The 26,722-nt window shown below is 68.4% G+C and carries 22 protein-coding genes; 5 read left to right on the top strand and 17 right to left on the bottom strand.

Annotation, left to right across the window (positions count from 1 at the left end; translation table 11 throughout):
- Nucleotides 1-86 precede the first annotated feature (86 nt).
- From ASF80_RS02285 to nirB, 4 genes are read right to left on the bottom strand one after another with little or no spacing between them, the layout of a single operon-like run.
- Nucleotides 87-1,214 (bottom strand): uroporphyrinogen-III synthase, encoded by a 1,128-nt coding sequence (locus ASF80_RS02285; RefSeq protein ID WP_056307635.1) that lies wholly within the window; start codon nt 1,212-1,214, stop codon nt 87-89.
- Complete coding sequence (gene cobA / locus ASF80_RS02280) at nt 1,211-1,978, bottom strand: uroporphyrinogen-III C-methyltransferase (RefSeq protein WP_056307633.1); 768 nt, start codon at nt 1,976-1,978, stop codon at nt 1,211-1,213. The genes ASF80_RS02285 and cobA overlap by 4 nt, the downstream gene beginning before the upstream one ends.
- A complete protein-coding gene (gene nirD, locus ASF80_RS02275) occupies nt 1,975-2,343 on the bottom strand; it encodes a nitrite reductase small subunit NirD (protein ID WP_056307631.1) in 369 nt (122 codons plus the stop codon). Before nirD ends, cobA begins: the two co-directional genes overlap by 4 nt.
- Nucleotides 2,340-4,919 (bottom strand): nitrite reductase large subunit NirB, encoded by a 2,580-nt coding sequence (gene nirB / locus ASF80_RS02270; RefSeq protein ID WP_200934732.1) that lies wholly within the window; start codon nt 4,917-4,919, stop codon nt 2,340-2,342. Before nirB ends, nirD begins: the two co-directional genes overlap by 4 nt.
- Before the next feature lie 215 nt (nt 4,920-5,134).
- On the opposite strand from nirB, the gene ASF80_RS02265 reads away from it, so the two are divergent.
- Together ASF80_RS02265 and ASF80_RS02260 are read left to right on the top strand one after the other, a co-directional pair.
- Nucleotides 5,135-6,502, top strand: coding sequence for a DUF349 domain-containing protein (locus ASF80_RS02265; RefSeq protein WP_082488154.1), 1,368 nt, complete (start codon nt 5,135-5,137; stop codon nt 6,500-6,502).
- A 61-nt stretch (nt 6,503-6,563) separates the two neighbouring features.
- Nucleotides 6,564-7,115, top strand: a complete 552-nt coding sequence (locus tag ASF80_RS02260) for a type IV toxin-antitoxin system AbiEi family antitoxin (protein ID WP_056307629.1) — start codon at nt 6,564-6,566, stop codon at nt 7,113-7,115.
- Here the strand turns inward: ASF80_RS02260 and ASF80_RS02255 are convergent.
- The 8 genes from ASF80_RS02255 to ASF80_RS02220 form a co-directional block, all read right to left on the bottom strand.
- A complete protein-coding gene (locus tag ASF80_RS02255; RefSeq protein WP_056307627.1) occupies nt 7,102-9,351 on the bottom strand; it encodes a RelA/SpoT family protein in 2,250 nt (749 codons plus the stop codon). The genes ASF80_RS02260 and ASF80_RS02255 overlap by 14 nt on opposite strands.
- A 68-nt stretch (nt 9,352-9,419) precedes the next feature.
- Nucleotides 9,420-10,409, bottom strand: a complete 990-nt coding sequence (gene secF / locus ASF80_RS02250) for a protein translocase subunit SecF (RefSeq protein WP_056307626.1) — start codon at nt 10,407-10,409, stop codon at nt 9,420-9,422.
- A complete protein-coding gene (gene secD / locus ASF80_RS02245; protein WP_056307624.1) occupies nt 10,409-12,139 on the bottom strand; it encodes a protein translocase subunit SecD in 1,731 nt (576 codons plus the stop codon). The genes secF and secD overlap by 1 nt, the downstream gene beginning before the upstream one ends.
- Before the next feature lie 53 nt (nt 12,140-12,192).
- The gene (locus tag ASF80_RS02240; protein ID WP_321163951.1) at nt 12,193-12,597 is read right to left on the bottom strand and encodes a preprotein translocase subunit YajC; all 405 of its coding nucleotides are present in this window, start codon (nt 12,595-12,597) and stop codon (nt 12,193-12,195) included.
- A gap of 75 nt (nt 12,598-12,672) precedes the next feature.
- Nucleotides 12,673-13,698: a Holliday junction branch migration DNA helicase RuvB gene (gene ruvB / locus ASF80_RS02235; protein WP_056311647.1), complete on the bottom strand. Its 1,026-nt coding sequence runs from the start codon at nt 13,696-13,698 to the stop codon at nt 12,673-12,675.
- Nucleotides 13,691-14,296 (bottom strand): Holliday junction branch migration protein RuvA, encoded by a 606-nt coding sequence (ruvA, locus tag ASF80_RS02230; RefSeq protein WP_056307620.1) that lies wholly within the window; start codon nt 14,294-14,296, stop codon nt 13,691-13,693. Before ruvA ends, ruvB begins: the two co-directional genes overlap by 8 nt.
- Before the next feature lie 9 nt (nt 14,297-14,305).
- On the bottom strand, nt 14,306-14,887 hold the full coding sequence (gene ruvC, locus ASF80_RS02225) for a crossover junction endodeoxyribonuclease RuvC (RefSeq protein WP_056307618.1): 582 nt from the start codon (nt 14,885-14,887) through the stop codon (nt 14,306-14,308).
- A 45-nt stretch (nt 14,888-14,932) separates the two neighbouring features.
- A complete protein-coding gene (locus ASF80_RS02220) occupies nt 14,933-15,694 on the bottom strand; it encodes a YebC/PmpR family DNA-binding transcriptional regulator (RefSeq protein ID WP_056307617.1) in 762 nt (253 codons plus the stop codon).
- 159 nt (nt 15,695-15,853) lie between these two features.
- On the opposite strand from ASF80_RS02220, the gene ASF80_RS02215 reads away from it, so the two are divergent.
- Together ASF80_RS02215 and ASF80_RS02210 are read left to right on the top strand one after the other, a co-directional pair.
- Entirely contained in the window at nt 15,854-16,810 is a 957-nt protein-coding gene (locus ASF80_RS02215; RefSeq protein ID WP_056307615.1) for a phosphotransferase, read from the top strand.
- A gap of 27 nt (nt 16,811-16,837) precedes the next feature.
- Nucleotides 16,838-18,214: a pyridoxal phosphate-dependent decarboxylase family protein gene (locus tag ASF80_RS02210; RefSeq protein WP_056307613.1), complete on the top strand. Its 1,377-nt coding sequence runs from the start codon at nt 16,838-16,840 to the stop codon at nt 18,212-18,214.
- Between the two features lie 16 nt (nt 18,215-18,230).
- On the opposite strand, the gene ASF80_RS02205 is transcribed toward ASF80_RS02210, so the two are convergent.
- The 5 genes from ASF80_RS02205 to pdxS form a co-directional block, all read right to left on the bottom strand.
- On the bottom strand, nt 18,231-21,590 hold the full coding sequence (locus ASF80_RS02205; RefSeq protein WP_056311645.1) for an ATP-binding protein: 3,360 nt from the start codon (nt 21,588-21,590) through the stop codon (nt 18,231-18,233).
- Nucleotides 21,587-22,246 (bottom strand): DUF4194 domain-containing protein, encoded by a 660-nt coding sequence (locus ASF80_RS02200; RefSeq protein ID WP_056311642.1) that lies wholly within the window; start codon nt 22,244-22,246, stop codon nt 21,587-21,589. The genes ASF80_RS02205 and ASF80_RS02200 overlap by 4 nt, the downstream gene beginning before the upstream one ends.
- A complete protein-coding gene (locus ASF80_RS02195) occupies nt 22,239-23,702 on the bottom strand; it encodes a DUF3375 domain-containing protein (protein ID WP_056307610.1) in 1,464 nt (487 codons plus the stop codon). Before ASF80_RS02195 ends, ASF80_RS02200 begins: the two co-directional genes overlap by 8 nt.
- Before the next feature lie 74 nt (nt 23,703-23,776).
- A complete protein-coding gene (gene pdxT / locus ASF80_RS02190) occupies nt 23,777-24,382 on the bottom strand; it encodes a pyridoxal 5'-phosphate synthase glutaminase subunit PdxT (protein WP_056307607.1) in 606 nt (201 codons plus the stop codon).
- A complete protein-coding gene (pdxS, locus tag ASF80_RS02185; protein WP_056307605.1) occupies nt 24,372-25,265 on the bottom strand; it encodes a pyridoxal 5'-phosphate synthase lyase subunit PdxS in 894 nt (297 codons plus the stop codon). Before pdxS ends, pdxT begins: the two co-directional genes overlap by 11 nt.
- A gap of 114 nt (nt 25,266-25,379) precedes the next feature.
- Here pdxS and ASF80_RS02180 point away from each other — a divergent pair, with 114 nt between their 5' ends.
- Complete coding sequence (locus ASF80_RS02180) at nt 25,380-26,687, top strand: aminotransferase class I/II-fold pyridoxal phosphate-dependent enzyme (protein WP_056307603.1); 1,308 nt, start codon at nt 25,380-25,382, stop codon at nt 26,685-26,687.
- Nucleotides 26,688-26,722 lie beyond the last annotated feature (35 nt).

Raw genomic sequence — 26,722 nt, 5'->3', positions numbered from 1 at the left:
CACCCGTCGAGTAGCAGAGACGCACCCGTCGAGTAGCAGAGACGCACCCGTCGAGTAGCAGAGGGGGCCCGATTCCTGGGCTGCGGTCAGTCTTCAGTGACGGCGAGGCGATAGCCGCGTTTGACGACGGTATGCACGAGTTCGTTCCCGCCGAGCGACTCCCGAAGTCTCGCGACCGCGACCTCGACGGCGTGAGCATTGCGCTCGGCTCCGGGGAGCACGCTCCCGAGCTCGGCTCGGGACAGCACTCGTCCGCCGGCGGAGGCGAGGGCTTCGATCAGCGCGGCCGCAGACCGCGAGAGCGGGATGAAGTCACCCCCGACGAGCACTCCGCCGCTTCGGACCTCCACCCGTCCGGCATCCGTCGGCAGGGATGGCGCACGTCCGCCACCGAAGTGCGCGATGACGGTTCGAGCGAGCGAGCCGAGACGTCCTCGGTCGGCGATGGTGGTGCGCAGATTCGCCGCGTGCAGTGGTGCGGCGGTGATGGGTCCGACCGATGCCAGGAGCAATCGGCCCGATTCCGCACGCCGTCTGATGGCGTCGAGCGCGCCGGCCTGCTCGGCCACCGCGATCCACGACGCCGCCCCGGGCGCTGAGGTGAACAGCACCGCGTCGGCTTCGCCTTCTGCCGCCTGCAGCGCCGACCGCCTCACGACCTCGGGGTTCGGAGGCGGGCCCCACCGGTACACGGTGATGCTCAGCACGTCCGCTCCGGCCGCTTCGAGCAGTTCGTCGAGTCCGTCGGAGCCTGCGCCGTGATGCTGGACGAGGATGCGTTTGCCCGCCACCCCGGACGCGAGCAGGTACTCGCCGACCTCTGCGGACGTCTCGGATTCGGCGACCCAGTCTGCGGCGAATCCCGCCTGCTGGATCGCGCCGTGCGCTTTCGGCCCTCTCGCCACGAAGTGGGCGCCCTGCAGGGCACCGTCGAGCTGCGCATCCAACCCGTGCTCGTGCGCAGCGTCCATCCACCCCCGGAATCCGACGCCCGTGGTGGCGATCACGATGTCTGGCGGTGCGGCGATCACGCGTTCGGTGCGTGCGAGCAGCTCGGCATCATCGGCGTTGGTGACGATGCTCAGCGCCGGCGCCCGGTGGACGACGGCCCCCCGACGCTCGAGTGCGGTCGCGAGATCCACGGAACGGCGATCGGCTGCGACGATGATCGTGCAGCCGGCGAGTGCGGAATCGAGGGTGCGCGCGGTCGTCATGTCATGCTCTCGGCGATCATGGCCGTCGTGGGCAGAAGCAGCCCCGCGCGGGCTACCTCGCCGATCACGATCACCGCCGGGTTGACGACCTGTGCCGCGGCGGCGTCCTCGACCACATCGCGGATCGTGCTGCGGATCGTGCGCTGTCTCTCGGTGTGCCCGTTCTCGACGATCGCCACGGGCGTCTCACCGGAGACGTGATGATCCGCGGCGGCGGCCACCAGCCTCGGCAGCGACGCCACACCCATCAGCACGACCGTCGTGACGGTGGGATCGTCCATCGAGGCGAGCGCGCCCGAGGAGAGGTCGCCGTGCCCGTTCACGATGTGCACGGCCGACGCGACGCCCCGATGAGTGACCGGGATCCCCGCAGCCTGCGGCACCGAGATCGCGCTGCTGACGCCGGGCGTGACCGTGACCGGCACGCCTGCGGCCTCGCACGCGAGCACCTCCTCGCCACCGCGTCCGAGCACGAACGGATCGCCGCCCTTCAGACGCACCACCCTGAGGCCGGAGAGCGCCCGATCGACCAGCAGCGCATTGATCTCGTGCTGCGGCACCGGATGGTTGCCCGGCCGCTTGCCGACGTCGATCACCTCGACGTGCGGTGCCAGTTCGTCGCGCAGCTCCTCGAAGGGGCCGAGACGATCGGCGACGACCACGTCGGCGGCCATCAGCAGGCGATGCGCGCGGACGGTCATGAGGTCGGCAGGACCCGGGCCTCCGCCGATCAGGTCGACCCTGCCGACCCGCGCGCGCCTCATGATGCGACTCTCTCCGGCATGCCGACGTAGACGTCCTGACCGTCGACCGCGACGGGCCAGACCCGTAGCGGACCACCGACCTTGCCCTGCGTCTCGAGGCACTCGCCGGTGCGCAGGTCGAACACCTGCTTGTGCAGGGGCGAGGCGACCGTCGGCGCCTCACCTCTGCTGCCGACGATGCCTCGGGAGATCACGTGCGCTCCGCTGAAGGGATCGAGGTTGTCGACGGCGTGGACGGTTCCGTCGGGAAGCAGGAAGAGCGCGACCTGCTCCCCCTCGATGAGGGCGGCGCGACCCCGCTCGGTCTCCAGGTCGCTGAGGAAGCACACCCGTACTCCGCGTCCGGCAGCGGTCGTGATGGTCATCTGCGGACCTCCAGTGCGGTGCCGGCGATCAGGACGCCGCCGCCACGTCGTTCCTCCGGGGTCGCCGGGCGGATCTGTCCACGCTCAGCCACGTAGGCGAGAGACGGATCCGGTGTGTCCGCGGCGTTCACGAACGAGCGGAACCGCTCGAGCTTCACCGGGTCGCGGAGCGTCGCCGCCCATTCGTCCTCGTAGCGGTCGACATGCTGTGCCATCGCCTCGTCGAGGTCCGAGCAGATGCCGAGGCTGTCGTCGAAGATCACGCTCCGGAGGCCGTCGAGACCGCCATCCAGCTCCTCGCACCACGGCGCCGTGCGCTGCAGTCGATCCGCCGTGCGGATGTAGTACATGAAGAACCGGTCGATCGCACGGATCAGCCCGTCGTCGTCGAGGTCGGAGGCCAGAAGCTCGGCATGCCGGGGAGAGAACCCTCCGTTGCCCCCGACGTACATGTTCCAGCCGGTCTCCGTCGCGATGACCCCCACGTCCTTGCCCCGTGCCTCCGCGCACTCCCTGGCGCACCCCGACACCCCGAGCTTGAGCTTGTGCGGCGCGCGCAGACCCCGATACCGCAGCTCCAGCTTGACCGCCATCCCCACGGCGTCGAGGACCCCGTATCGGCACCAGGTCGACCCGACGCAGGACTTCACCGTGCGCAGCGACTTGCCGTAGGCCTGTCCCGACTCGAAGCCGGCGTCGACCAGCCGCTGCCAGATGACCGGCAGCTGCTCCAACCGTGCACCGAACATGTCGATCCGCTGGCCGCCGGTGATCTTCGTGTAGAGGGCGAAGTCCTTCGCGATCTGGCCGATGGCGATGAGCCCCTCCGGGGTGACCTCGCCTCCGGCCATCCTCGGCACGACCGAGTAGGTGCCGTCCTTCTGCATGTTCGCCATCACGTGGTCGTTGGTGTCCTGCAGCGTCGCGTTCTCGCCGTCGAGCACGTGCGCACCGACCAGCACCGAGAGGATGCTCGCGATCGCCGGCTTGCAGATGTCGCAGCCACGCCCCCGACCGAACCGCTCGACGATCCCGCTGAACGTGGTCAGCTGTGCGACCCGGACAGCGTCGAACAGCTGCCGTCTCGAGAGATCGAAATGCTCGCACAGCGCGTTGGACACGCTCTGACCGAGTTTGGTGAGCTCCTTCCCGACGACCTTCTTGACCATCAGCACGCATGACCCGCAGGTGGCGCCCGCCTTGGTGCACCCCTTCACCCCTGCGGCGTCCGTGCAGCCCTCCTCGTGAACCGCCTGACGGATGCGACCGGCTGTCACGTTCGAGCACGAGCACACGACGGCCTCGTCCGGCAGCTCGCCGCCGGGCGCCTCATTGCCTCCCTCGGGCAGCAGATAGGCGCCGGGGTCGGCACCGAGCCTCGAACCGACCAGCGGGCGCAGCGCACCGTAGGCGCTCGCGTCTCCCACGAGGATGCCACCGAGCAGGGTCTGCGCGTCATCCGAGAGGACGAGCTTCTTGTAGACGCCGGCCACCGGATCCGCGTAGACGACGTCGAGAGCATTCGGGGTCGTCGCCATCGCGTCACCGAAGCTCGCGACGTCGACGCCGGAGAGCTTCAGCTTCGACGAGTCGTCGTAGCCGGGGAATGCGGCGTCGCCACCGAGCAGTCGCGTCGCAGCGACCTCGGCCATGGCGTATCCCGGTGCCACCAGTCCGACGCACCGGCCGCCGAAGCTGGCGACCTCGCCGATCGCCAGGATGTGCGGGTCGGAGGTCGAGCACCGCTCGTCGATGATGACGCCGCCACGGGGGTCCACATTCATCTCGGCATTGCGGGCGAGTTCATCACGAGGACGCACGCCGACCGTGAACACGACGACGTCTGCGCGCGCGACCGAACCGTCCTGGAATTCCAGAGCGGTCACGGCGCCCGTGGCATCCGGATCCAGTCGGGTCGTGCGCGACTGCGTGCGGACCGAGATGCCACGCGCCTCGAGCAGGCGCTTGAGCATCCCTCCACCCGCTGAGTCGAGCTGAGCCGACATCAGACGGTCGGAGTACTGGACGACCGTCGAATCGACGTCCATCCCCTGGAGCGCTCCCGCTGCCTCCAGACCGAGGAGCCCTCCGCCGATCACGGCGCCGCGTAGCGGGCGTCCGAGCGCGCGGCCTCGCCGCTCGACGAACTCCTTGAGACGCTGCACATCGTCGAGGGTCCGGTAGACGAAGCATCCGGGGAGGTCCGCACCGTCGACGGCGACCTTGGCGGCATAGGAGCCCGTGGCGAGCACAAGCGTGTCGTAGGCGATCGTCTGGCGCGAACGAGTGGTGACCGTCCGCGCGGAACGATCGATGCGCAGAACTCGGTCATCCGCCATGAAGCGCACGCGGAAGTCGTCGAACACGGAGCGGTCGAGCTCCAGCCCTTCGGGCGTCACGCCGGCGAAGAAGCCGGTCAGCCCCACCCGGTCGTAGGGATGGAGTCCCTCGTCACCGATCACCGTGACATGCATCGGCTTCTCAGCCCTGCTGATGAGGCTCTCGACGAATCGGTGCGCCACCATGCCTGCTCCGACGACCACGATCTCCTCCGTGGTGAGGATGGCCTCGTTCATGCTGCTCCATTCGCCGGGGGACGTCGTGAAGGCGACGATAGGAGCACGGTGTTTCCCGCATGTGACGCGCAGTGTTTCCTGCGTCGAACGTTCTGCTCACAGATCGGTAACGACCATTGTGAGAAGCGGCCACCACATCGGATGCTCCCTGGCGTACTAGGCTGAAGATCGTCCTTTCCGCCTCCCGCGGGCCCTACCGCGCAAGGAGAATCACCGTGTCTGCCACAGAGCCGTCGAAGCCGACTCCCCCCGTTCCCACCCGCCCGGCCGCACCACTGCCGCGCAAGCTGCCCAAGCCCGCTGCCGCCACTCCGGCCGCTGCCGCTGCCACGCCTGTCAGTGCGTCGTCCGCCGCAGACGCGGCCAAGTGGGGTCGCGTGTCCGAAGACGGCACGGTCGAGGTCCGTGAGGGTGAGGACTGGCGCGTCGTCGGACAGTATCCCGACGGCACTCCCGACGAGGCTCTCGCGTACTTCGTGCGCAAGTACGACGACATCGCCTTCAAGGTCCATGCCCTCGAGCAGCGGCACCAGTCCGGTGGCGCGTCCGCCGGCGACCTGGTCAAGCAGGCGGGTCATCTGCTCGACGAGGCGACGGATGCCGCAGCGGTCGGCGACCTCGCCGGGCTCCGCGAGCGACTGAACACGCTGACCGCGTCGCTGTCTGAGGCGACCGCGCAGGAGGCCCAGCAGGCCAAGGAGCTCGTCGACCAGGCCGTCGCCGAGCGCACTGCCCTGGTCGAGCGCGCCGAGGCGATCGCCGCGCGCGATCTGTCAAAGGTGCAGTGGAAGCAGGTCACGGCCGAGCTCGGCGAGCTCTTCGACGCCTGGCAGGCACATCAGCAGAACGGTCCTCGTCTGTCGAAGAGCGTGTCGCAGCAGCTCTGGAAGCGATTCCGTGACGCGCGCGGCACCGTCGACAAGGCGCGCCGTGCGTTCTACTCGGAGCTCGACGACACGCACAAGAGCGCCCGAGACGCGAAGACCCGTCTGGTCGAACGCGCCGAGGGCCTCGCTCCGCGCGGCGTCGACGGCATCCCGTCGTACCGGAACCTCCTCGACGAGTGGAAGGCCGCTGGCCGTGCAGGCCGCAAGGCGGACGACGCTCTCTGGGCACGGTTCAAGGCCGCCGGTGACGCGCTGTATGCGGCACGCGCCGAGCAGTCGGCCGCGGAAGAGGCCGAATCCGGTCCGAAGATCGAGGCTCGCCAGGCTCTTCTCGAAGAGGCGAAGGCGGTTGCCGACGAGCCGAACATCAAGCGCGCCCGCGCGCTGCTCACCGGCATCCAGCGTCAGTGGGACGAGCTCGGTCGCATCTTCCCGCGTGAGAAGGAGCGTGCACTCGACGATCGCCTGCGGACGATCGAACAGGCGCTCAAGGCTCGCGAAGAGGTCGACTGGAAAAAGAACAACCCCGAGACCAAGGCGCGCGCCAACGACATGAGCTCGCAGCTGCTCGAGGCCATCGAGAAGCTCGAAGCCGAGCTCGCGGCGGCCGAGAAGTCGGGTGACAAGAAGGCGGCCAAGACCGCAGCGGATGCGCTCGAGGCACGCCGCACCTGGCTCAGCGCCCTCGGAGGCTGACCCTCTCCACAGATCCACGGATCGACTCGGAACGCGGGATGCAACGCGCCAGACTGGCGGGATGCATCCCGCGTTCCTGTATCTGCCGGGTGGCCGGCTGACCGTCCCCGAGCTCAGCGCTGCTCGGCTCGACGGTCACCTCGTCGAACTCGGTGAGGGGTACATCCCCGCCGATCTGGTCGAGAGCTCGAGCGCACGAGCCGCCGCGATCGCCAGTCTCATCCCCGCGGACACCGCGGCGTCGGGGCCGACGGCCGCCTGGATCCACGGTGCCGGTGACGCTCCCCCGGCGCGCCACCACATCAGACGGGCGGTGCAGAGGCGGATCAGACCCGTCGTCCCCGCGCGCGTCACCCTGCACGACACCGCACTGCCCGCATCCGATCTCGTCTGGATCGGCGGAGTGCCGGTCATGACGCCCGCGCGCACCATGACCGACCTCGCACTCGGCCTCTATCGCGACGAATCGCTGCGGCGATGGATGGTGCTGCTGTCGCACGTCGATCCGCGGCTGGTCTCTGAAGCTCTCCGTGATCTGGAGGCGCTGTCGCGGGTACCGGGAAAGCGCGCCGGTCGCGGAGCCCTCGAGAGGCTGCTGGTCAGGACGATGTGACGCGGTACACGTCGTAGACCGCGTCGATGCGCCGCACGGCGTTCAGCACCCGATCGAGGTGCACGGCGTCGCCCATCTCGAACACGAAACGGCTGATCGCGAGGCGCTCGTCGGTCGTGCTGACCGTCGCCGAGAGGATGTTGACGTGGTGCTCGCTGAGCACCCGTGTCACATCAGAGAGCAGGCCCGACCTGTCGAGCGCCTCGACCTGGATCTGCACACGGAAGACGCTCTTCGTCGTGGGTGCCCAGGACACCTCGACGAAGCGATCCTCCTCGCCCGCGAGTGCCTTGACGTTCGGGCAGTCCGTGCGGTGCACCGAGACGCCGCTTCCGCGCGTCACGAAGCCCACGATCTCGTCACCGGGAACGGGTGTGCAGCACTTGGCGACCTTGACGAGGATGTCGGAGGCGCCCCGCACCAGCACACCCGAGTCGCCGGCACGCGGCTCGCGGCTCGGCATGCTGCCCGGGAGGTCGATCGGTCCGGTCGCGGGGTCGGTCGCCGCGACGAGCGCCGTGACCTTCTCGAGCACCGACTGCGTCGACACATGGCCTTCGCCGACCGCGGCGTACAGCGCCGAGACGTCTTCATAGCGGAGCTGGTGAGCGACCTCGGCGAACGAGTCCTGGCTCATCAGGCGCTGAAGCGGCATGTTCTGACGGCGCATCGCGCGGGCGATGGCCTCCTTGCCCTGCTCGATCGCCTCTTCGCGTCGCTCCTTCGTGAACCACCCGCGGATCTTGTTCCTGGCGCGCGTGCTCTTGACGAAGCCGAGCCAGTCCTGGCTCGGACCTGCGTCGGGGTTCTTGGACGTGAAGACCTCGACGACGTCACCGCTCTTGAGCTCGGACTCCAGCGGCACGAGACGGCCGTTGACCTTCGAGCCCATCGTGCGATGGCCGATCTCGGTGTGCACGGCGTAGGCGAAGTCGACCGGAGTCGCTCCTGCGGGGAGGCCGACAACGCGCCCCTTGGGTGTGAAGACGTAGACCTCCTTCGCCCCGATCTCGAAGCGGAGCGAGTCCAGGAACTCACCGGGATCGGCGGTCTCGGCCTGCCAGTCGGAGATGTGCGCGAGCCAGGCCATGTCGCTGTCCGACGCGCGGACCTCGGCCTTGCCGCCGTTCATCCGCTCCTTGTACATCCAGTGCGCGGCGACACCGTACTCCGCCTGCTGGTGCATCTCGTGCGTGCGGATCTGGATCTCGACCGTGCGTCCGGACGGACCGATCACGGTCGTGTGCAGGGACTGGTAAAGGTTGAACTTCGGGGTCGCGATGTAGTCCTTGAACCGACCGGGCAGCGGCGTCCAGCGTGCGTGGATCGCGCCGAGAACGGCGTAGCAGTCGCGCACGGACGCGACGAGTACGCGGATGCCGATGAGGTCGTAGATGTCGTCGAACTCGCGGCCTCGGACCACCATCTTCTGATAGACCGAATAGAGCTGCTTCGGACGCCCGACGACCTTGCCGCGGATGCGCAGATCGCGGAGGTCCTCGTCGATCTCCTCGACGACCTGGGCGAGGTACTTCTCGCGCTGCGGGGTGCGCTGGGCGATCAGGTTGTGGATCTCGTTGTAGATCTTCGGGTGCAGCACCGCGAACGAGAGATCTTCGAGCTCCGACTTGATCGCCTGGATGCCGAGGCGGTTGGCCAGCGGCGCGTAGATCTCGAGCGTCTCCTTGGCCTTCTTCGCCGCCTTCTCGGGCGGGACGAAACCCCAGGTGCGCGCGTTGTGCAGGCGGTCGGCGAGCTTGATGAGCAGGACGCGGATGTCCTTCGACATCGCGACGATCATCTTGCGCACCGTCTCGGCCTGTGCGCTCTCGCCGTACTTGACCTTGTCGAGCTTGGTCACGCCGTCGACGAGCATCGCGACCTCGTCGCCGAACTCGGCCGTGAGGTCGGTCAGCGCGTAGCCGGTGTCCTCCACCGTGTCGTGCAGGAGTGCCGCGGCGATCGCGCGAGGGCCGAGACCCATCTCGGCGAGGATCTGGGCGACGGCGAGCGGGTGCGTGATGTACGGCTCACCGCTCTGGCGCTGCTGACCCGTGTGCTTGTCCTTGGCCACGGTGTAGGCGCGTTCGATGACCGCGAGGTCACCCTTCGGATGGTTCGCCCGCACCGTGCGGATCAGGTTGTCGAGGTCGTTGACCCTGGGCGCGCGGGAGAAGATGCGGGGAACCAGTCGTCTCAGGCTCGATCCCTGCGACGCCGTCTGCGGTTCCGCCATCCGCTCACCTCCGAATCACATCAGTTTACGCGTGCTCTGCGGGGCGCGGCCCCGCAGAGCGGGAACGATCAGGCCTCTACGGCGGCCTTCTCGCGAGCCTCTCGGACCTTCTCGTCACGGGCCTTGATCTGCGGCTCGTTCTCACGGAAGAGCGAGTACAGCGGTGCGGCGACGAACAGGGTCGAATACGTCGCGACCAGGATGCCGACGAAGATCGACAGCGAGATGTCGGTCAGCGACTCGGCACCGAGCCAGAAGGCTCCGATGAAGAGCACCGCGCCGACCGGCAGCGCAGCGACCACGGAGGTGTTGATCGAGCGCACGAGCGTCTGGTTGACGGCGAGGTTGACCGACTCTCCGAAGAGTCTCGCCGAGTTCTCGCCGTCTTCCGTCGTGTTCTCTCGGATCTTGTCGAACACGACCGTGGTGTCGTACAGCGAGTACGACAGGATCGTCAGGAAGCCGATCACGGCTGCGGGCGAGATCTCGAAGCCGGCCAGCGCATAGACGCCCACCGTGATGACGAGCACGTCGAGCAGGCCGATGATCGCTGCGGCCGACATCTTCCAGGTGCGGAAGTAGATCGCGAGGATCAGGAATGTCAGCGCGAGGAAGATCGCGAGACCCCACAGCGACTGCTTGGTGACGTTCTCACCCCAAGCCGGGCCGATGAACGATGACGTGACGCTCTCGGGCTCTACGCCGTAGGCCTCTGCCAGGGCGTCGGAGACCTGCTGGGTCTCCTCTGCACTCATCTGGTCGGTCTGCACGCGGATGTCGCTGCCGCTGACGACGACGACCTTGGTCGCCGCACCCGGCACGACGGACTGGACGGCATCCGTCGCAGTCTGCTGCTCGGTGGAGTCCGGCGCCTGGACCGTGAACTGCGACCCGCCGGTGAACTCGATCGAGAACTGGATCGGGCGGATCAGCGGCACGAGAGCGGAGCCCGCGACGAGGATGATCGCGATGATGAACCACAGGCGGCGCTTGCCGACGAACGGGAAGGACGTCTTGCCCGTGTAGAGGTTGTTTCCGAACTCGTTCATGGAAGCCATCACGCGTCCCCCTCACTTCCGGTGCTGGTGGATCTGTCACCGGCGAGTGCTTCGGCGCGCTTGCGCTCAGCGATGGTCTGACGGCGATCTGCCTCGCCGCGTGAACGGGCGTTCTTCGCTCCTCGGCCGGCGGTCGCCGTCGAGACCTGACGGAACTGCGAACGGCTGCGGTAGACGGCGCCGAGCGATTCAGGGTCGAGACCCGAGAGCTTGTGGCCGCCGCCGAAGAACTTGGTCCTCGCGAGCAGCTGCATCACGGGGTGAGTGAAGATCACGAAGATGAACACGTCGATGAGGGTGGTGAGACCCAGCGTGAACGCGAAGCCCTTCACCGTGGCATCCGCGAGGATGTACAGCACCACGGCCGCGAGGATGTTGATCGACTTCGAGATGTAGATCGTGCGCTTGGCTCTGCCCCAGCCGTCTTCGACCGCCGAGGTGATCGACTTGCCGTCTCGGAGTTCGTCTCGGATTCGCTCGAAGTACACGATGAACGAGTCGGCGGTGAATCCGATCGACACGATCAGACCGGCGACACCGGCGAGCGAGAGGCGGAAGCCGAGTCGCCAGGCGAGGATGCAGATGATGACGTACGTGAGCACGGCCATCACCGCGATCGATGCGATGATCACCGACCCGAGTGCGCGATAGACGATGAGCGAGTAGATCGCGACGAGGGCGAGACCGATGAGTCCTGCGATCAGGCCGATCTGCAGCTGCTGGGTGCCGAGGGTCGCCGAGATGGTGTCGGAGCTCTGCACCGTGAAGCTCAGCGGCAGTGCACCGAATTTGAGTTGATCGGCGAGGGTGGTGGCTGTCTCCTGCGTGAAGCTGCCCGAGATGCTGGGTCGGCCGTCGAGGATCTGGCCGTTCATCACCGGCGCGCTGATCACGGTGCCGTCGAGGACGAAGGCGAACTGGTCGCGGGGCGACAGATTGTCGAGACGGTTCTGGTTGAGGCGTGTGCTGACCTTGCCGAACGCCTCGGTGCCGTCGCCGTTCATGGTGAGCTGCACGAGCCACGCGCCGGACTTCGGGTCACGGCCAGCGGTGGCATCCGTGATCGCGGTGCCGGTGAGCTCCGTCGGGCCGAGCAGGTACTTGGCTCCCCCGGTCGGATCGCAGGCGATCAGCGGTTCGTCCTGCGGAGCGCTGGAGGGGTCGTTCTCGGGATTCGCACAGTCGTAGGCCTGGAATTCGGCGGCGAGCCTGTCGGTCACCCACGACATGTCGCTCGCGTCGGTCGGCTCGGCGGTCGGAGTGTCGCTGACCGAGTCGTCCGGCGTCGGGAACGCGGTCTCGTTGCCGTCTTCACCCACGAAGGTGTTCGCGCCCGCGGTCGTGTACAGCACCGGACGGAACTCGAGCTGAGCGCTCGACTGGATGCGCTCACGGGTCTGCTGGTCGGCGACGCCCGGGATCTGGACGACGATGTTGCGGCCACCCTCGGTGGTGATGTCCGCCTCGGCCACACCCGACGCGTCGACGCGCTGACGGATGATCGCCGCGGCCTGGTCGAGCTGCTCCGACGAGGGCGCCGCTCCGTCCTCGGTCTCGGCGCTGAGTACGATCTGCGTTCCGCCCTGGAGATCGAGCGCGAGCTCAGGTGCCCACGAGCTCTGCTTGAAGACGTAGACGCCCAGTGCGTTGATGCCGAAGAGGAGGCCCGTCACCAGGACGAGACCGAGAAGGACTCGCCAGGCGTGACGGACCGGGGAAGAAGTGGCCACGTGTGATCAGCTTTCTTAGATGCCGGAGTGCCGAGGTGGTGCAGCGGTGAAGACTACTTGTCGTCGGCGTCGCGCTCGAGACGACGACGGGTCTCCTCGGTGGTCTCGATCGCCGGAGCGTCGTCGAGAGGTGCATCGTCGACCACGACGACCGAGTCGTCGGCCTCGTCGATGACGGCATCCTTGGGCTCCACGATGCGGAGGATGGCCTGGCTGTGCACCTCGATGACCGTGCCGGGCGCGATCTCGACGAGAGCGGGCGAGTCGAGGTCATCGTGGTCGTAGGCGACGATCGTGCCGTAGATGCCGCCCTGCATCAGGACCTTGACACCGGGAACCGTCTTGGTCGCCTTCTCTTCCTGCTCCGCCTTCATCTGCTTCTGGCGCTTGCGTCCGTTGACGAACATGAAGACGACGAGCACGGCGAGAAGGCCGAAGAGGAGGATTTCCATGGGCATGGTGACTGGGGGCCTTTCTCAGGTGCGCGCACCAGAAGACGGGCGCGCAGTTCTATCGGGGGAAGTCTTCAGCGATTATAGGTCATCAAGGCGAAGCGCCCCGTCCGGATGCACCACGCCGAGGTGCGCATAGGCCTCCGGCATCGCGACGCGGCCGCGGGGCGTCCGCCCGAGGAAACCGATCCGCACGAGATACGGCTCGACGACGCTCTCGACCGTCTCGGCCTCTTCTCCGACCGCCACCGCGAGCGTGCTCAGGCCCACGGGGCCTCCGCGGAACCGTCGCACGAGGGCCTCGAGAACGGCCCTGTCGAGTCTGTCGAGCCCGATGGGATCGACGTCGTAGAGTTCGAGCGCCGCTTGCACGCCGTCGAACGATGCCGCCCCTCCCCCGTGCACGAGGGCGTAGTCCCGCACGCGCCGCAGCAGGCGGTTCGCGATGCGGGGCGTGCCGCGCGATCGACGTGCGATCTCGGAGAGCGAGTCACGGGGTACGTCGACTCCCAGCATCTGCGCCGAACGGGCGATCACCCGCTCGAGCTCGGGCTCGTCGTAGAACTCCAGATGGCCCGTGAAGCCGAACCGGTCGCGCAGCGGATTGGGCAGCAGGCCGGAACGGGTCGTCGCGCCGACCAGTGTGAACGGCGCGAGGTCGAGCGGGATGCTGGTCGCACCTGCGCCCTTGCCCACCATGATGTCGATGCGGAAGTCCTCCATGGCGAGGTACAGCATCTCTTCGGCAGAGCGCGCCATGCGGTGGATCTCGTCGATGAACAGCACCTCACCGGGCACGAGGCTCGACAGCAGCGCCGCGAGATCGCCGGCGTGCTGGATCGCGGGACCGCTCGAGAGCCGGAGAGGGCGCTCGCTCTCGTGAGCGACGATCATCGCGAGCGTGGTCTTGCCGAGTCCGGGAGGACCCGCGAGCAGGATATGGTCGGGAGGCCGGTTCTGGATGCGCGCCGCGTCGAGCAGCAGCTGGAGCTGACCGCGCACCTTCTGCTGGCCGACGAACTCGCCGAGGCTCGTCGGGCGCAGGGCGCCTTCGATCGCGAGCTCGGTGTCGTCGGAGGGCTCCGTGGCGTCGAGGGCGTCAGACACGCGCAGGCCCCAGAAGCGCCAGCGTGCGACGCAGCAGCGGCGCGACGGTCGCACGCTCGGCGTCGGTGGCCTCCGCAGCGGTCTGCGCTGCGGCCTCGGCGGCGACCTTCTCTGACCACCCGAGGCCGACCAGAGCGGCGGTCACCTGATCCACCACGTCGACGGGTCCGCTCGTCGTCTGCTTCGTCGGCGAGCCCACAGGGTGGACCTTACCTGCGAGTTGGAGGACGATGAGCTTCGCCGTCTTGGGCCCGATCCCGGACACTCGTCGGAACGGCGCATCGTCCTCGGCCGTGACCGCGTCGGCGATCTGATCCACGGTGAGATGCGACAGCACGCCGAGCGCCGATTTCGGCCCCACGCCCGTCACGCTGATCAGCAGCCCGAAGATCTCGAGTTCACTGCGGTCGGCGAAGCCGAAGAGCGACAGCGAGTCCTCGCGCACGATCAGGCTCGTGTGCAGCAGCAGCTTCTCGCCGACTGTCGCGGTGTGGGCCACGTCTGCGGGGACCGCGACCGAGAACCCGACGCCTCCGACATCGATGATGACCTGATCGGCGGTCGAGTGGAGGACGGCGCCGTGCAGCGAGGAGATCATCCCCTCAGCCTACGCACCCGGTCGTATATATGTTCGAGCGACACGCTCCGCGTCGGCCCAGGCGCGCTGGGCGGGCGTGAGAGCCCCCTGCCCCGGCGCACCGGCGGCTCCTCGACGCCAGGCATGGCACAGGGCGATGGCGAGGGCATCCGCGGCGTCGGCGGGCTGAGGAGGAGCATCCAGACGCAGGATGCGCGCGATCATCGACTGCACCTGCCGCTTGTCCGCCGAGCCGTATCCGGTCACGGCCGCCTTCACCTCGCTCGGAGTGTGCGTGGCAGCGGGAAGACCCGCCTCGGCCGCGAGCAGCAGTGCCACACCGCTCGCCTGCGCCGTGCCCATCACGGTATGGGTGTTCTGCTGAGCGAACACACGCTCCACAGCCACGGCATCCGGGTTGTGCGCCGCGATGACCTCGCGGATGCCGGCGGCGACGAGGGCGAGCCTCTCGCCGATCGGCAGGTCGGGCGCCGACCGGATGACGCCGACGTGCACGAGTGTGCCGCGGCGCGATCCGTCGACGTCGACGACGCCGACACCGCAGCGGGTGAGGCCGGGGTCTATGCCGAGCACGCGAAGCGAGGAAGTCACTCCCCCAGGCTATTCGTCGTCATCGACTCCCGACGCTCGCCGCGCCTACGCGTCGTCGTTCTCGAGCTCTGCCTGCACGTCGGCGGTGAGGTCGAAGTTGGTGAAGACGTTCTGCACGTCCTCGCTGTCCTCGAGCGCGTCGATCAGGCGGAAGATCTTGCGCGCGGTGTCGGCGTCGATCTCGACCTTGAGATTCGGCACGAACTCCACGTCGGCCGACTCGTAGTCGATGCCGGCCTCCTGCAGCGCGCTGCGGACGGTCACGAGATCGGTCGCCTCGGTGATGATCTCGAAGCCCTCTGCATGGGGCTCGATCTCTTCTGCGCCCGCTTCGAGGGCGGCCATCATGACGTCGTCCTCAGTCGTCCCCTCGGAGCCGACCACGATGACACCCTTGCGGCTGAAGTTGTAGGCGACGCTGCCGGGATCGGCGAGAGTGCCGCCGTTGCGGGTGAGCGCCGTGCGCACCTCAGCCGCTGCACGGTTCTTGTTGTCGGTCAGACACTCGATCATCATCGCGACACCGTTGGGTCCGTAGCCCTCGTACATGATCGAGGTGTACTCGACGGCTTCGCCGCCGATGCCCGCTCCGCGCTTCACCGCGCGGTCGATGTTGTCCTTCGGGACGGACGTCTTCTTCGCCTTCTGCACGGCGTCGAACAGCGTCGGGTTTCCCTGCAGGTCGGCTCCGCCGAGCTTGGCGGCGACCTCGATGTTCTTGATGAGCTTGGCCCAGGACTTGGCGCGCCTGGAGTCGATGATGGCCTTCTTGTGCTTCGTGGTGGCCCACTTGGAATGCCCGGACATAAGTCTCCGCTCGTCGTATCCGCCCGTGGGCTCGGCCCAGGGCATCGTCCATTCTATCGAACCATGCCCGCGCCATGCGGCTGCGCACGTGTCGACGCGCACCAGCCGACCGCTGATAGCGTCGATCGGATCAGCCGACCGCAGAGGACACACGCGATCATGATCCCAGGAGCCGACCGCCTCCGCCCGGAGTGGGCGTCGCTGCCCCCTGTCATCCGCTCGGAGATCGTCGAAGCGATCGGTGGTCGGTTCGTCTCCGACTCCCCCGCACACGGCGGCTTCAGCGCCTCGTACGCCGGCGTCGTCATGACGACCGTCGGGCGCGCCTTCGTCAAGGCATGTGGCGCCGACTGGCACACCGACTCCCTGCATTTCCTCCGCGAGGAGATCCGTACCGTCTCGATGCTCCCACCGCATCTCGGGCCGTCGGTGCACGCGACGATCGAGACGGATGCCGGTGCGGCGCTGGTGCTGGAGGCGATCGACGGCCGGCATCCTGGAACGCCCTGGACCAGGGGCGATCTCGACGCCATCGCCGCGAGCATGGCTCGACTGTCGGGCACTCCCGCTCCCGAGCAGATGGAGCGGGCGGAGGACAGGATGATCCCGGGCTTCACTCGATGGGCACAGATCGCGGAGGATCCGCTCCTTCGCGCCGGACTGCCGACGCCTCTGCGTGCGCACGTTCCGGTTCTGGTGGAGGTCGAGAAGGGTTTCGGCGACGCTCTGCACGGCGACGTCGTCGTCCACGACGATCTGCGCGCCGACAACATCCTGATCAGCGACGGTGAGGCGCGTCTTCTCGACTGGCCGCACGCCCGCCGCGGAGCGGAATGGGTCGATCTTCCCTGCTTCCTCCCCAGCGTCGAGGCGTCGGGCGGTCCGCGATGCGAGGATGCGTGGCGGATCTTCGAGGCCCACGGCGCACCGAATCAGCACACTCTGCTCCCCGTCATCTCGGGGTTCGCATCCTTCCTCTGGTTCAACCAGGCTCAGCCCGAGATCCCCCAGCTGCCGGGGTTGCGCGCGTTCCAGAGACAGCAGGCCGTTCCCGCTCTCCGGTGGCTGACGCGCCTGCTGACAAGCGCGACGGTGGACGGCATCCCTCTGGTGTGAGGAGGATCACGGGTGTAGTCCTGACTCATGGACGACAGCGTCGACGACAGGACCCGCGGATTGGACGCCGCCCACCGCGCGGCCCTCGATTTCCTCGCCTCACTCGAGGACAGACCGGTCTGGCCGCGTGCGACCCTCGCCGAGATGGTCGATGCCTTCGGCGGGCCGCTGCCCGCTGAGGGAATGGGCACCGAGGCCGTCATCGATCAGATCGTGTCGCGGGCGGACCCCGGCCTCGTCGCGATCCCCGGCGGGCGCTTCTTCGGATTCGTGATCGGCGGCACGCACCCCGCCGCTCTCGCCGCCGACTGGCTCGTCTCTGCATGGGACCAGAACTCGGGTTCGGCGCTGCTCACGCCGACCACCGTGGCGCTGGAGCGCGTGGCCGGGCGATGGATGCTCGACATCCTCGGCCTGCCCGAGTCGGCGAGCGTGGGCTTCGTCACGGGCGGCCAGATGGCGAACTTCACCTGCCTCGCGACGGCCCGCAACGCCGTGCTCGCCCGAGTCGGATGGAACCTCAGCGAGCAGGGGCTTCGGGAATCTCCGCCGATCCGCTTCGTCGTGGGCGCCGACCGTCACGGGTCGATCGACCGAGCGGCTCGCTTTCTCGGGATCGGCCGCAGCGAGATCACGGTCGTCGAATGCGACGACGAAGGGCGCATGCGCCCCGAAGCACTGAGCCGCGTGCTCGAGAACGGCTCAGGACCGACCATCGTCTGTCTTCAGGCCGGCGAAGTGCATACCGGCGCATTCGACGACTTCGCAGCCCTCGTGCCGATCGCTCACGAGCACGGCGCCTGGGTGCACGTCGACGGGGCGTTCGGTCTGTGGGCCGCGGCATCCGAATCGCTGCGACCGCTCACGGCGGGCATGTCCGACGCCGACTCCTGGGCCACCGATGCGCACAAGACGCTCAACGTGCCCTATGACTGCGGGATGGCGATCGTCCGCGACCCCGCAGATTCGATCGCCGCGTTCCGCACCGGCGGCGACTACCTGATCTACACGAGCCTGGATCCGTGGGACGTCACCCCCGAGCTGTCGCGTCGCGCGCGCGGCGTCCCTGCCTGGGCGGCGATGCGCGGTCTGGGGCGGGACGGCATCGCCCGTCTGATCGACCGACTGCACGAGAACGCGGTCGCGATGGCCGCGGGGCTCGCCACCATCGACGGCATCCGCATCCTCAACGACGTCGACTACACGCAGGTCATGTTCCGGCTCGACGACGACGATGCGACCCGCGCCCTCGGCGAGGCCGTCCTCGTCGAGGGCACGGCCGCACTCACCGGCGCCGAATGGCGAGGTCGCGCAGCGCTGCGCTGCTCGATGTCGTCCTGGGCGACGACCCGAGACGACATCGACCGCACGGTCGGTGCGATCCGGACCCTCGTCGCCGAGTGAGCAGCGGCGAGTCCGATCACTCGCCCGCTGCCGGCAACCCCACCTTGGGACGGGCCCAGGAGCGACCGCGGGTGTCCTTCAGGATGTCGTACTCGACGTCGACGTGCGGCTCGATCGCGCTGTATTTGTCGTTCGGCGCGCCGATCACGAGCTGGAAGCCGAGACCCCGCCAAGCGCCGATCGCACGCTTCGTGAAGTGGGCGTCAGCCTTGATGAGGGCCTCGTCCATGAACACCGGCGCGTACCGAGGACGCGCGGCCCCCGCGTCGCCGAGCTGATATCGCAGCGCGGCGCCGACGATGAACGCGACGAGCTCCTGCGACTCTCCGCCCGACTTCTCTCCGATGTGGTCGTAGAGCGCCACGTGCTCCCTGGTCGTGGCGTGGATCCGCTCCGCACTCACCCTGACGTGGTTGCGCACATCGATGAGCTCGGCGAAGTCCGGTGCGGTCCGCCGCATCCGGCCGATCAGGCGACTCATCCTCCGGTAGACGCTCTCGCGATCGGCATCCGTCGTCGCCGCCTCGATGAGGCCCCGCACCTCGCGCAGCTCCCGGCGGAACCGTCTGCGCGCCTCGGACTGGTTCTCGCGCGGCGTGATCTGCAGGCGGTGCTCGTCGTCGTAGAACGGCAGCTCCTCCATGATCCTGTTGATCGGGTCGATGCGGTTCTTGATCTCACGCAGCGAGCGGCCGAGAGTCGAATCGAGACTCGTCAGATCGTTACCGGAGAGCTTGAGCAGGCTGTCTCGCCACTCGGATTCCAACTCGTGCAGGCCGTTGGTCTCGAGCGCCTCGAGAATGCCTTCGAACTCGGCGACGGACTCGTCCGGGTCGGGCAGGATCGTCAGCGTGTCCCAGCGTTCCAGGAACCCCGTCATCAGGCGTCGCATCTGCTCCCGCTGGTCGGCGTGCGCGGCAGCTGCCGACGTGCGATCCTCGAGCAGCCTGGTCGCCGCGGTGCGCAACGCGGAGTCGAGGTGGGCGAGTCGCTCCGACGCGGTGACGCTGACGGCCGAGTCCGCACCGAGGAAGCGCGCGTCGAGGAAGGAACGGTGCCGCTCCTCCACCGCGATCTCCGACGCTTCCGCCGCATCGACGATCCGCTGACAGGCGTCGACCTGGTCTGTCACCTCGACCCACCGGTCCTGGGCGAGCGTGAGATCGCCGCCCAGACGGGAGTTCTCATCACGCAGACGGCCCGCACGCTTCCGGAGCTCTTCGGCCTGCGCACGCAGCTCGGCGATCTTCGGGTTCTCGTCGGTGACCTCGGCCTCGACCGCCAGCCAGCGCGCGCGCTCGGCGGTGACGGCTTCGACGTCGAGCTGATCCCAGGTGAAGTCCTCGATCTTCGCGTGCGCCTTCGCTGCGGCCTCGATCCTGTCGAGGCCGCCCTCCGCCTCGACGGCCGCCGAGGCCGCCGCATCCCGCCGGTTCTCCAGTTCGCTGATCTGCTCGTCGAGCTCGCGCAGACGGCGTGCGTTGGAGAACCCGAGCATGTTCGCGCGGCCGTGCCCACCATGCGAGCCGCGGTCGCCCTGCGACACCTGTCCCGCGAGTGTCAGCGCACGAGGGTGCTCGGCGAGCTCGGCCGACGAGTCGACGCACACGTAGTCGAACCGCTCGCGGAGTCGCTGCTGGAGCCACCCGGTGAACGGGGTCGACCGGTGATCGAGACGACCGGGAAGCGTCCGCGGGTCCGACGTCGTCGACTCGGCGAGACCGGTGTGCACGCCTTCGTAGCTGATGCGCTCGGCAGTGCGGACGGTGTCGATGGCGGCGCGGAAGCGTCCGAGGTTCTCGACATCGATCAGCAGCGTGCGTGCGAATCCGCCGAGCGCGAGGTTGAACGCCTCGCGCCACGGCTCGAACTCGGTGCGCACCTCGATCAGCTCGCCGACGAAGGGCAGATCCGTCGGAGCGAGCCCGGCGGCCTGAGCGAGCAGGGCCCGCGACTCGTGCAGATGCGCAGGTATGCTTCCCCGCAGCTCCCGCGTGCGGTCCCGCTCGGCCTGCACTCGGGCAAGCTCCGTCGCGGCCGATCGGCGCGCGGTCTCAGCGTCCGCGAAGGCCGCGCGCGCACCCCGGACACCCGTCTGCGGGAGTTCGCGACCTAGTCGGGCGAGCAGGTCCTCGAACCCGGCGGCGTCGTGCACCTCGGCGCCGAGCTCGGCCGCCGCGGCGTCGAAACGGGCCCGCTCGCGCTGGATGTCCTCGAGGCGGCGCTCGACGCCGCGCAGCTCACGCTGAGCGGTCTCCAGGCGATCGCCTCCCGACTGTCGCAGCACATCGAGAAGCCCCTCGCGCTCGACCTCTGCAGCGGAGATGAGGGCGTTCTTCTCTCTGACCGCCAGCTGGAGCGCCTGGGTCCGGTCGCGCAGGTCCGTCTCCACCTCGCGCAGCAGGTCGAGACGACGCTCGGCGCTCCACAGAGCCGCGAGCGAGGTCGACTCGGAGAAGACCCCCACCTCGTCGACGACCTGCATCCGCTCGGAAGCCGCTTCGATGCGCTGCGCGATCCCTCGGATCGGCTCGAGAGCCGCCACCTGCTGCTTGGCGACCAGCATCCGCGTGCGCGTGCTCTCCAGCTCGTCGAAGTGAGCGACCACCGCGTCCGCGGTCGCCATCGTCTCGGGTTCCTCGAGCACGAGCTTCTTGTACAGGTCGTCGACGGTGGTGATCTGCTGGCCGGCCTGGATCCGGGCGAGAAGGCTGATCGCCTTCGCCCCGGAGCCTGCGGCGCCGATGCCGAGCACCGCGTGCAGGCGCGCCGAGAACTCGCGATCGGTCGCGACGGGATCGAGCCCGACGGCGCGCACCGATGCGTCACTCAGTCGCTGCCCAGCGGCGCGCTCGAGATGCGTGAGGTCGAAGGCCCCCTCGATCGTGGCGCGCAGCCTCGTGGTGTCCTCGAGCGTTCGGGCGTCGGCGGGGATGTACCACCCGCGCACCGCCGTGAAGCGCGAGCCGTCGTGGTCCAACCAGGTCATCGAGACGGCGCTCCACGTGTCCTCGCCGTCACCGCGCAGCACGCGGAGCTTCGTGCCCTCGTCGGTGCGGGACTCGTCGATCTTCCCCCGACCGTACGAGAGGATGTTCCGCTGCTCCTCACCGCGCGGGCGTCCCGTGACCCCGCCGTTCGAGGCGCCGTTGAAGGGCGTCGTGTGCGGCATCATCAGCGCGATGTAGCCGTCCATGAGCGTGGACTTGCCCGATCCCGAACCACCGCACAGCAGGGTCGCATCCGAAGAGAACCGCACCCGGTGCGGCCCGCCGTCGTAGCCACCCCAGTTGATGAGCTGCAGTTCTTCTGCGACCCATTGCTGGCCGCGGGAGCTCGCGGGAATCATCCCGAAGAGCGTGTCCATCATCGTCATCGCGCCACCACCGCCTGGGCTCGCAGCCACTCCCGCAGCTCCTTGAGCGTCTCGGCGCTGAGCACCACCTCGACGAGAGCGGTGATCCGATACCGTCCGCTGGTCTCCTCCTGCACGATGCCCTCTCGGTCCAACCGGTCCAGCGCACTGCGGATCGCCCGCTGCTGCTTCGCGGTGCCGCCGTCGACGTCGGCGAAGTAGCTGAGGACCGTCTGCTCCACGTCCTCGACGTCGATCCGCACGGAGCCCTCGCCGGACGCCGATTCGCGCTGGTAGACGGTCCGCAGGTGTACCAGGACGAGCGTCTCGGCACGTGAATACGGAGAGTCCTTCAGCAGCACGGGCATCTCGACCTCATCGGAGCGCAACTGCTGCTTGTACGCGAATCCGCGGGCGTGATCGATGATCAGACGCAGGTAGATGTCGTTGAGTCGCGACTCGATCACCTGCTGGTGCTCGAGCAGCAGCGTCCACTCGCGTCGGTTGCGCTCCATCGAGAGGAAGCGGCGCTGGAGGAGGTGTACGAGCACTCGCCTGATCTCGGGGTCGAGCGTTCCGCGGTCGCCCGGGAAATGCGCCTCGAGGTCGTCCTCCATCGCCGTGGGGGCGATGAACCCCTCGTCCACGGCGGCTGTGGTGAGGTCGTCGTCACTCATCTGCATCCTCTTTCGTGCTGCGGGCGGTCACGGTGCCGAAGGCGAATCGACGAGTCGTCCCGTCGGGTCGCAGCGCTTCGACCGTCGAGATCCCGTCTCCGTCGGTGAGACCGTTCCGGTGCGCGATCTCGAGAAGACCGAGCAGATCGACGGGGCGTCGAGCCGCGTCAGGCACCGCGCGGAACGCATCGGCGAGATCGAAGTCCGCGCCGAGGCCTGCGACGTACGCCTCGAGCTCCGCATATCGCGGACCGCCCCACGCGCGGGTGTCGTGATCGAGGAAATCGACGTCATCCGCGTCGGTGAGGGGTGCCGGAGCACGCGGAGGACGGATGTCGCTGGTGGTCTGACGCAGATGCCCGAGGTCGATCAGCGGCATGCTGCGCACCGGGTCGACGACGGTTGCGGGGCCGGACCACCCGTGGAGTCCTGCGATGACGTCTCGGAGGAGGTCGTCGATCTGACGATCGCGCAGCGGATCGTGGGTCTTCACCTGTCCGGTGATGACGTGCGAGGCGCGGCGCTGTGCGGCCAGCACCTCCTCGACCCCCAGCTCCACTCGTCGCGCGATCGCGTCGAGCTCGGCACGCTGCGTGCCGTCGAGCATGCGGGCGAAGGGCAGGCCGAGAAGGCCGCGGAGCTGCTCGGTGAGGGCGTCGATGCGGTCGGGGTCACCGATCAGGCGCAGGGCTCCCGCGAAGGCGCGTCCCTCCGGAGTCGACTGCATCACGTCCTGCGCGCGCTGGAGGTACTCGCGCAGCACCTCGCTCGTCGGCCTCTCGTCCCTCCGGAGGTGCGCGACGACGTCGCGCTGCATCGCTCTGAGCGACTCGGCGACTCGCGTGAAGTCCGCAGGGAGTTCCCGTGCCAGGTGCAGCACGTTCTCCGCCTCTTCGAGGAGCTCCTCGTCGTCCGCAGGGTCCGCGTGACCGGACTCCTGGATTCGAGCGATCTCGGCATCGAGCAGCTCGCGCTCGGCGTGCAGTCGCGACAGGCGACGAACCGGGTCGACCTCGGCGCTGACCGAGAGATGGTCCACGGCATCCAGCAGGGTGCGGACGCGCGAGTTCGACACGCGAGTGCGCCCTCCGCCGGTGCGGCCCGAGATCTCGAGTGCGGCGACCGCATGGGCCGACAGGCGATACACCTCGACGTCATCGTCGATCTGCTGGATCAACCAGCCGAGACGCACCCAGTTCCGGCACACGTCGCGTCCGCTCCCCGAGGGCAGCTTCCGGTCGTCCTCGTCGTACCCCGCCGCGCGGAGCTCGTCGAGCACCTCGGCCAGTTCGGCGTGCGCATCCGCGACCGCGACCGAGGCCCGGTCCGCGTTGAACAGAAGGGTGAGCGACGCCACGACGAACGGGGCGAACCGGCCGTGCAGGAGATCGAGGGTCGGGGTGCTGAATGCGGTGACGGCACGCGTATACGCGGCCTCAGCCCTGGATCCAGTCACTCGAACGAGAATAGTCCGCCCTCGGGCTCCCATTCGTCAGGCGCTGGTTCCTGGCGGGTCGCAGGGCGCCGCTGTCAGCGCCCGGCGACGTGTTCCCGGACACCCTCGAGGAACAGCTGGTGGAACCGGGTCTCGCCGTCGACCTCGGGGTGGAAGCTGGTTCCGAGAAGCGCCCCCTGGCGCACCGCGACGATCCCGCCGTCGGGCAGCGAGGCGAGCACTTCGACCCCATCGCCTGCGCGCTCGACGATCGGCGCACGGATGAATGTCGCGTGCACCGGCTCGTCGCCCAGCACCGGCACGTCGAGGCCGGTCTCGAACGACTCGGTCTGACGACCGAAGGCATTGCGGCGAACACTCACGTCCATGCCGCCGAACGACTGCTGCCCCTCGATGCCGTCGAGAACCTCGTTCGCGAGCAGGATCAGTCCGGCGCACGTGCCGTACACCGGAAGGCCCACTGCGATCGCGGCACGGATCGGCTGCTGCATCCCGAAGGTGCGCGACAGCTTGTCGATCACGCTGGACTCACCGCCGGGGATGACGAGGCCGTCGACGGCCGCCAGCTCCTCCGGGCGGCGCACCAGCGCGACCTCGGCTCCGAGTCCCGCGAGCAGGGCGGCGTGCTCGCGCACGTCGCCCTGCAGAGCGAGGACGCCGACCCGTGAACTACCAGCCACGCTCGGCCAGGCGGTGCGGGGCGGGGAGGTCGGACACGTTGATGCCGACCATCGCCTCTCCGAGTCCGCGCGAGACCTCGGCGATCACCTTCGCGTCGTCGAAGAACGTCGTCGCCTTGACGATCGCCTTGGCGCGCTCCGCGGGGTTTCCCGACTTGAAGATGCCGGATCCGACGAACACGCCGTCGGCACCGAGCTGCATCATCATCGCGGCGTCCGCCGGAGTCGCCACGCCACCCGCGACGAAGAGCACGACCGGGAGCTTGCCGGTCTCGGCGATCTCGGCGACGAGCTCGTAGGGCGCCTGCAGCTCCTTCGCCGCGACGAACAGCTCGTCTTTCGGGAGTGCCGTGAGAGCGGCGATCTCGCCGCGGATCTTTCGGATGTGCTTCATCGCCTCCGAGACGTCTCCCGTGCCGGCCTCGCCCTTGGATCGGATCATCGCCGCACCCTCGTTGATGCGGCGGAGAGCCTCGCCGAGGTTGGTGGCACCGCAGACGAAGGGCACCGTGAAGCCGTACTTGTCGATGTGGTTCACGTAGTCGGCCGGCGAGAGCACCTCGGACTCGTCGATGTAGTCGACTCCGAGCTCCTGCAGCACCTGCGCTTCGACGAAGTGGCCGATGCGTGCCTTCGCCATGACGGGAATCGACACGGACGCGATGATGCTGTCGATCATGTCGGGGTCGCTCATGCGCGAGACCCCACCCTGCGCCCGGATGTCGGCGGGAACCCGCTCGAGTGCCATGACGGCGACGGCGCCCGCGTCTTCGGCGATCTTCGCCTGGTCGGCGGTGACCACGTCCATGATCACGCCGCCCTTGAGCATCTCGGCGAGACCGCGCTTGACGCGCGAGGATCCGGTGGTGGTCTGTTCGGTCATGAGAGCTCCTGTCGGGGAAGCACGATGTGCATGCGGGTATCGAACGATGTCTCGTTTGATCTAGGCCAAACAGTAGCACTGTCCGGAACGACCTAGAATCGGTGGTGAGGAGACATGAGCGACCAGATCACCGGAACGACCGCGGCGGACATCGCCGACAGCGTGCGCGGCCTGCGTGACCGCGGTGTGCTGCGCGCCGGCAGTCCCCTGCCTCCCGTGCGCGAGCTCGCCACGCTCCTCGGCGTCAACCGCAACACCGCGGTCGCCGCCTACCGACAACTCGCCCAGGCCGGGCTCGTCATCTCGCGGGGGCGCGCCGGCACCGTCATCGCCGGTCTCGAATCGGTCGCCCAGGAGGGCTACGCCTCCGACACCGTGCTGCGTGACGTCGGCACGGGCAACCCGGACCCCCGTCTGATCCCCGATCCGTCGCCGGCGCTGGCCACGGTGGCCGGTCGTCCGGTGCTCTACGGCGAGCCCGTGATCGACCGCGGACTCGATGACTGGGCGCGCGAATGGATCGCGCAGGATCTCGGTCACCTCGACTTCGGCATCACCATCACGAGCGGCGCCGTCGACGCCGTCGAGCGCCTGCTCGCCCAGGCGCTGATGCGCGACGACGCCGTCGCCCTCGAGGACCCCTGCTTCCTGGCGAGCATCCACACGGTCCGGCTCGGCGGGTATCGAGCCGTACCCGTGCCGGTCGACGAGCAGGGGATGACGGTCGAGGGGCTTCGCGCCGCCCTGGACGCCGGCGTCCGCGCCGTGATCTGCACCCCACGTGCTCAGAACCCGACCGGGGCGAGCCTCACGGCCGCTCGTGCCGCGGAGCTGCGTGCCGTGCTCGCCGAGCATCCGTACGTGCTGATCATCGAGGACGATCACTTCTCGATGCTGTCGCAGCGCGCCTACGAATCGCTGATCGGCCCTGATCACCGCCGGTTCGCACTGGTGCGCTCGGTGTCGAAGTTCCTGGGTCCCGACATGTGCCTCGCCATCGCCGCGACGGATGCCACCACGGCCGAGCGCCTCGCCATGCGCCTGAGCCCCGGGACCACCTGGGTCAGCCACCTGCTGCAGCGTCTCACGCTCACACAGCTGACCGACGACGCGGTGCTCTCACGCATCGCAGACGCCCGTGAGCATTACGCCGCGCGCAACGAGGCCTTCGCCTCGCGCCTGCGCGAGCACGGCCTCGACTCCCCCACCACCGACGGCCTGAGTCTGTGGATCGAGTTGCCGAAGCCCGCGCGCCTCGTCGCCGAGCGGCTCATGCGCCGAGGCTGGCTCGCACGCACCGGCGACGACTTCGCCCTCGATGAGCGCGCCGACCCGTCGCGCCACCTGCGCCTCACGGTTCACGACCTGTCCGAAGACGACACCGCGACGCTCGTCGCCGACCTGGTCTCGGCCGCACGATGACCCACCGCACGATCACCCACCGCCGCGGGAGCACT

Source organism: Microbacterium sp. Leaf159 (assembly GCF_001423615.1).
Taxonomy (GTDB): Bacteria; Actinomycetota; Actinomycetes; order Actinomycetales; family Microbacteriaceae; genus Microbacterium.
This window is presented reverse-complemented; position numbering and strand designations above follow the sequence as displayed.

Bases quoted from the DNA above. Each gene is read 5' to 3' on its own strand.
- ASF80_RS02285 (WP_056307635.1), bottom strand. From the start codon at position 1,214: ATGACGACCGCGCGCACCCTCGATTCCGCACTCGCCGGCTGCACGATC.
- cobA (WP_056307633.1), bottom strand. From the start codon at position 1,978: ATGAGGCGCGCGCGGGTCGGCAGGGTCGACCTGATCGGCGGAGGCCCG.
- nirD (WP_056307631.1), bottom strand. From the start codon at position 2,343: ATGACCATCACGACCGCTGCCGGACGCGGAGTACGGGTGTGCTTCCTC.
- nirB (WP_200934732.1), bottom strand. From the start codon at position 4,919: ATGAACGAGGCCATCCTCACCACGGAGGAGATCGTGGTCGTCGGAGCA.
- ASF80_RS02260 (WP_056307629.1), top strand. From the start codon at position 6,564: ATGCATCCCGCGTTCCTGTATCTGCCGGGTGGCCGGCTGACCGTCCCC.
- ASF80_RS02255 (WP_056307627.1), bottom strand. From the start codon at position 9,351: ATGGCGGAACCGCAGACGGCGTCGCAGGGATCGAGCCTGAGACGACTG.
- secF (WP_056307626.1), bottom strand. From the start codon at position 10,409: ATGGCTTCCATGAACGAGTTCGGAAACAACCTCTACACGGGCAAGACG.
- ASF80_RS02240 (WP_321163951.1), bottom strand. From the start codon at position 12,597: ATGCCCATGGAAATCCTCCTCTTCGGCCTTCTCGCCGTGCTCGTCGTC.
- ruvA (WP_056307620.1), bottom strand. From the start codon at position 14,296: ATGATCTCCTCGCTGCACGGCGCCGTCCTCCACTCGACCGCCGATCAG.
- ASF80_RS02220 (WP_056307617.1), bottom strand. From the start codon at position 15,694: ATGTCCGGGCATTCCAAGTGGGCCACCACGAAGCACAAGAAGGCCATC.
- ASF80_RS02215 (WP_056307615.1), top strand. From the start codon at position 15,854: ATGATCCCAGGAGCCGACCGCCTCCGCCCGGAGTGGGCGTCGCTGCCC.
- ASF80_RS02210 (WP_056307613.1), top strand. From the start codon at position 16,838: ATGGACGACAGCGTCGACGACAGGACCCGCGGATTGGACGCCGCCCAC.
- ASF80_RS02205 (WP_056311645.1), bottom strand. From the start codon at position 21,590: ATGACGATGATGGACACGCTCTTCGGGATGATTCCCGCGAGCTCCCGC.
- ASF80_RS02200 (WP_056311642.1), bottom strand. From the start codon at position 22,246: ATGAGTGACGACGACCTCACCACAGCCGCCGTGGACGAGGGGTTCATC.
- pdxS (WP_056307605.1), bottom strand. From the start codon at position 25,265: ATGACCGAACAGACCACCACCGGATCCTCGCGCGTCAAGCGCGGTCTC.
- ASF80_RS02180 (WP_056307603.1), top strand. From the start codon at position 25,380: ATGAGCGACCAGATCACCGGAACGACCGCGGCGGACATCGCCGACAGC.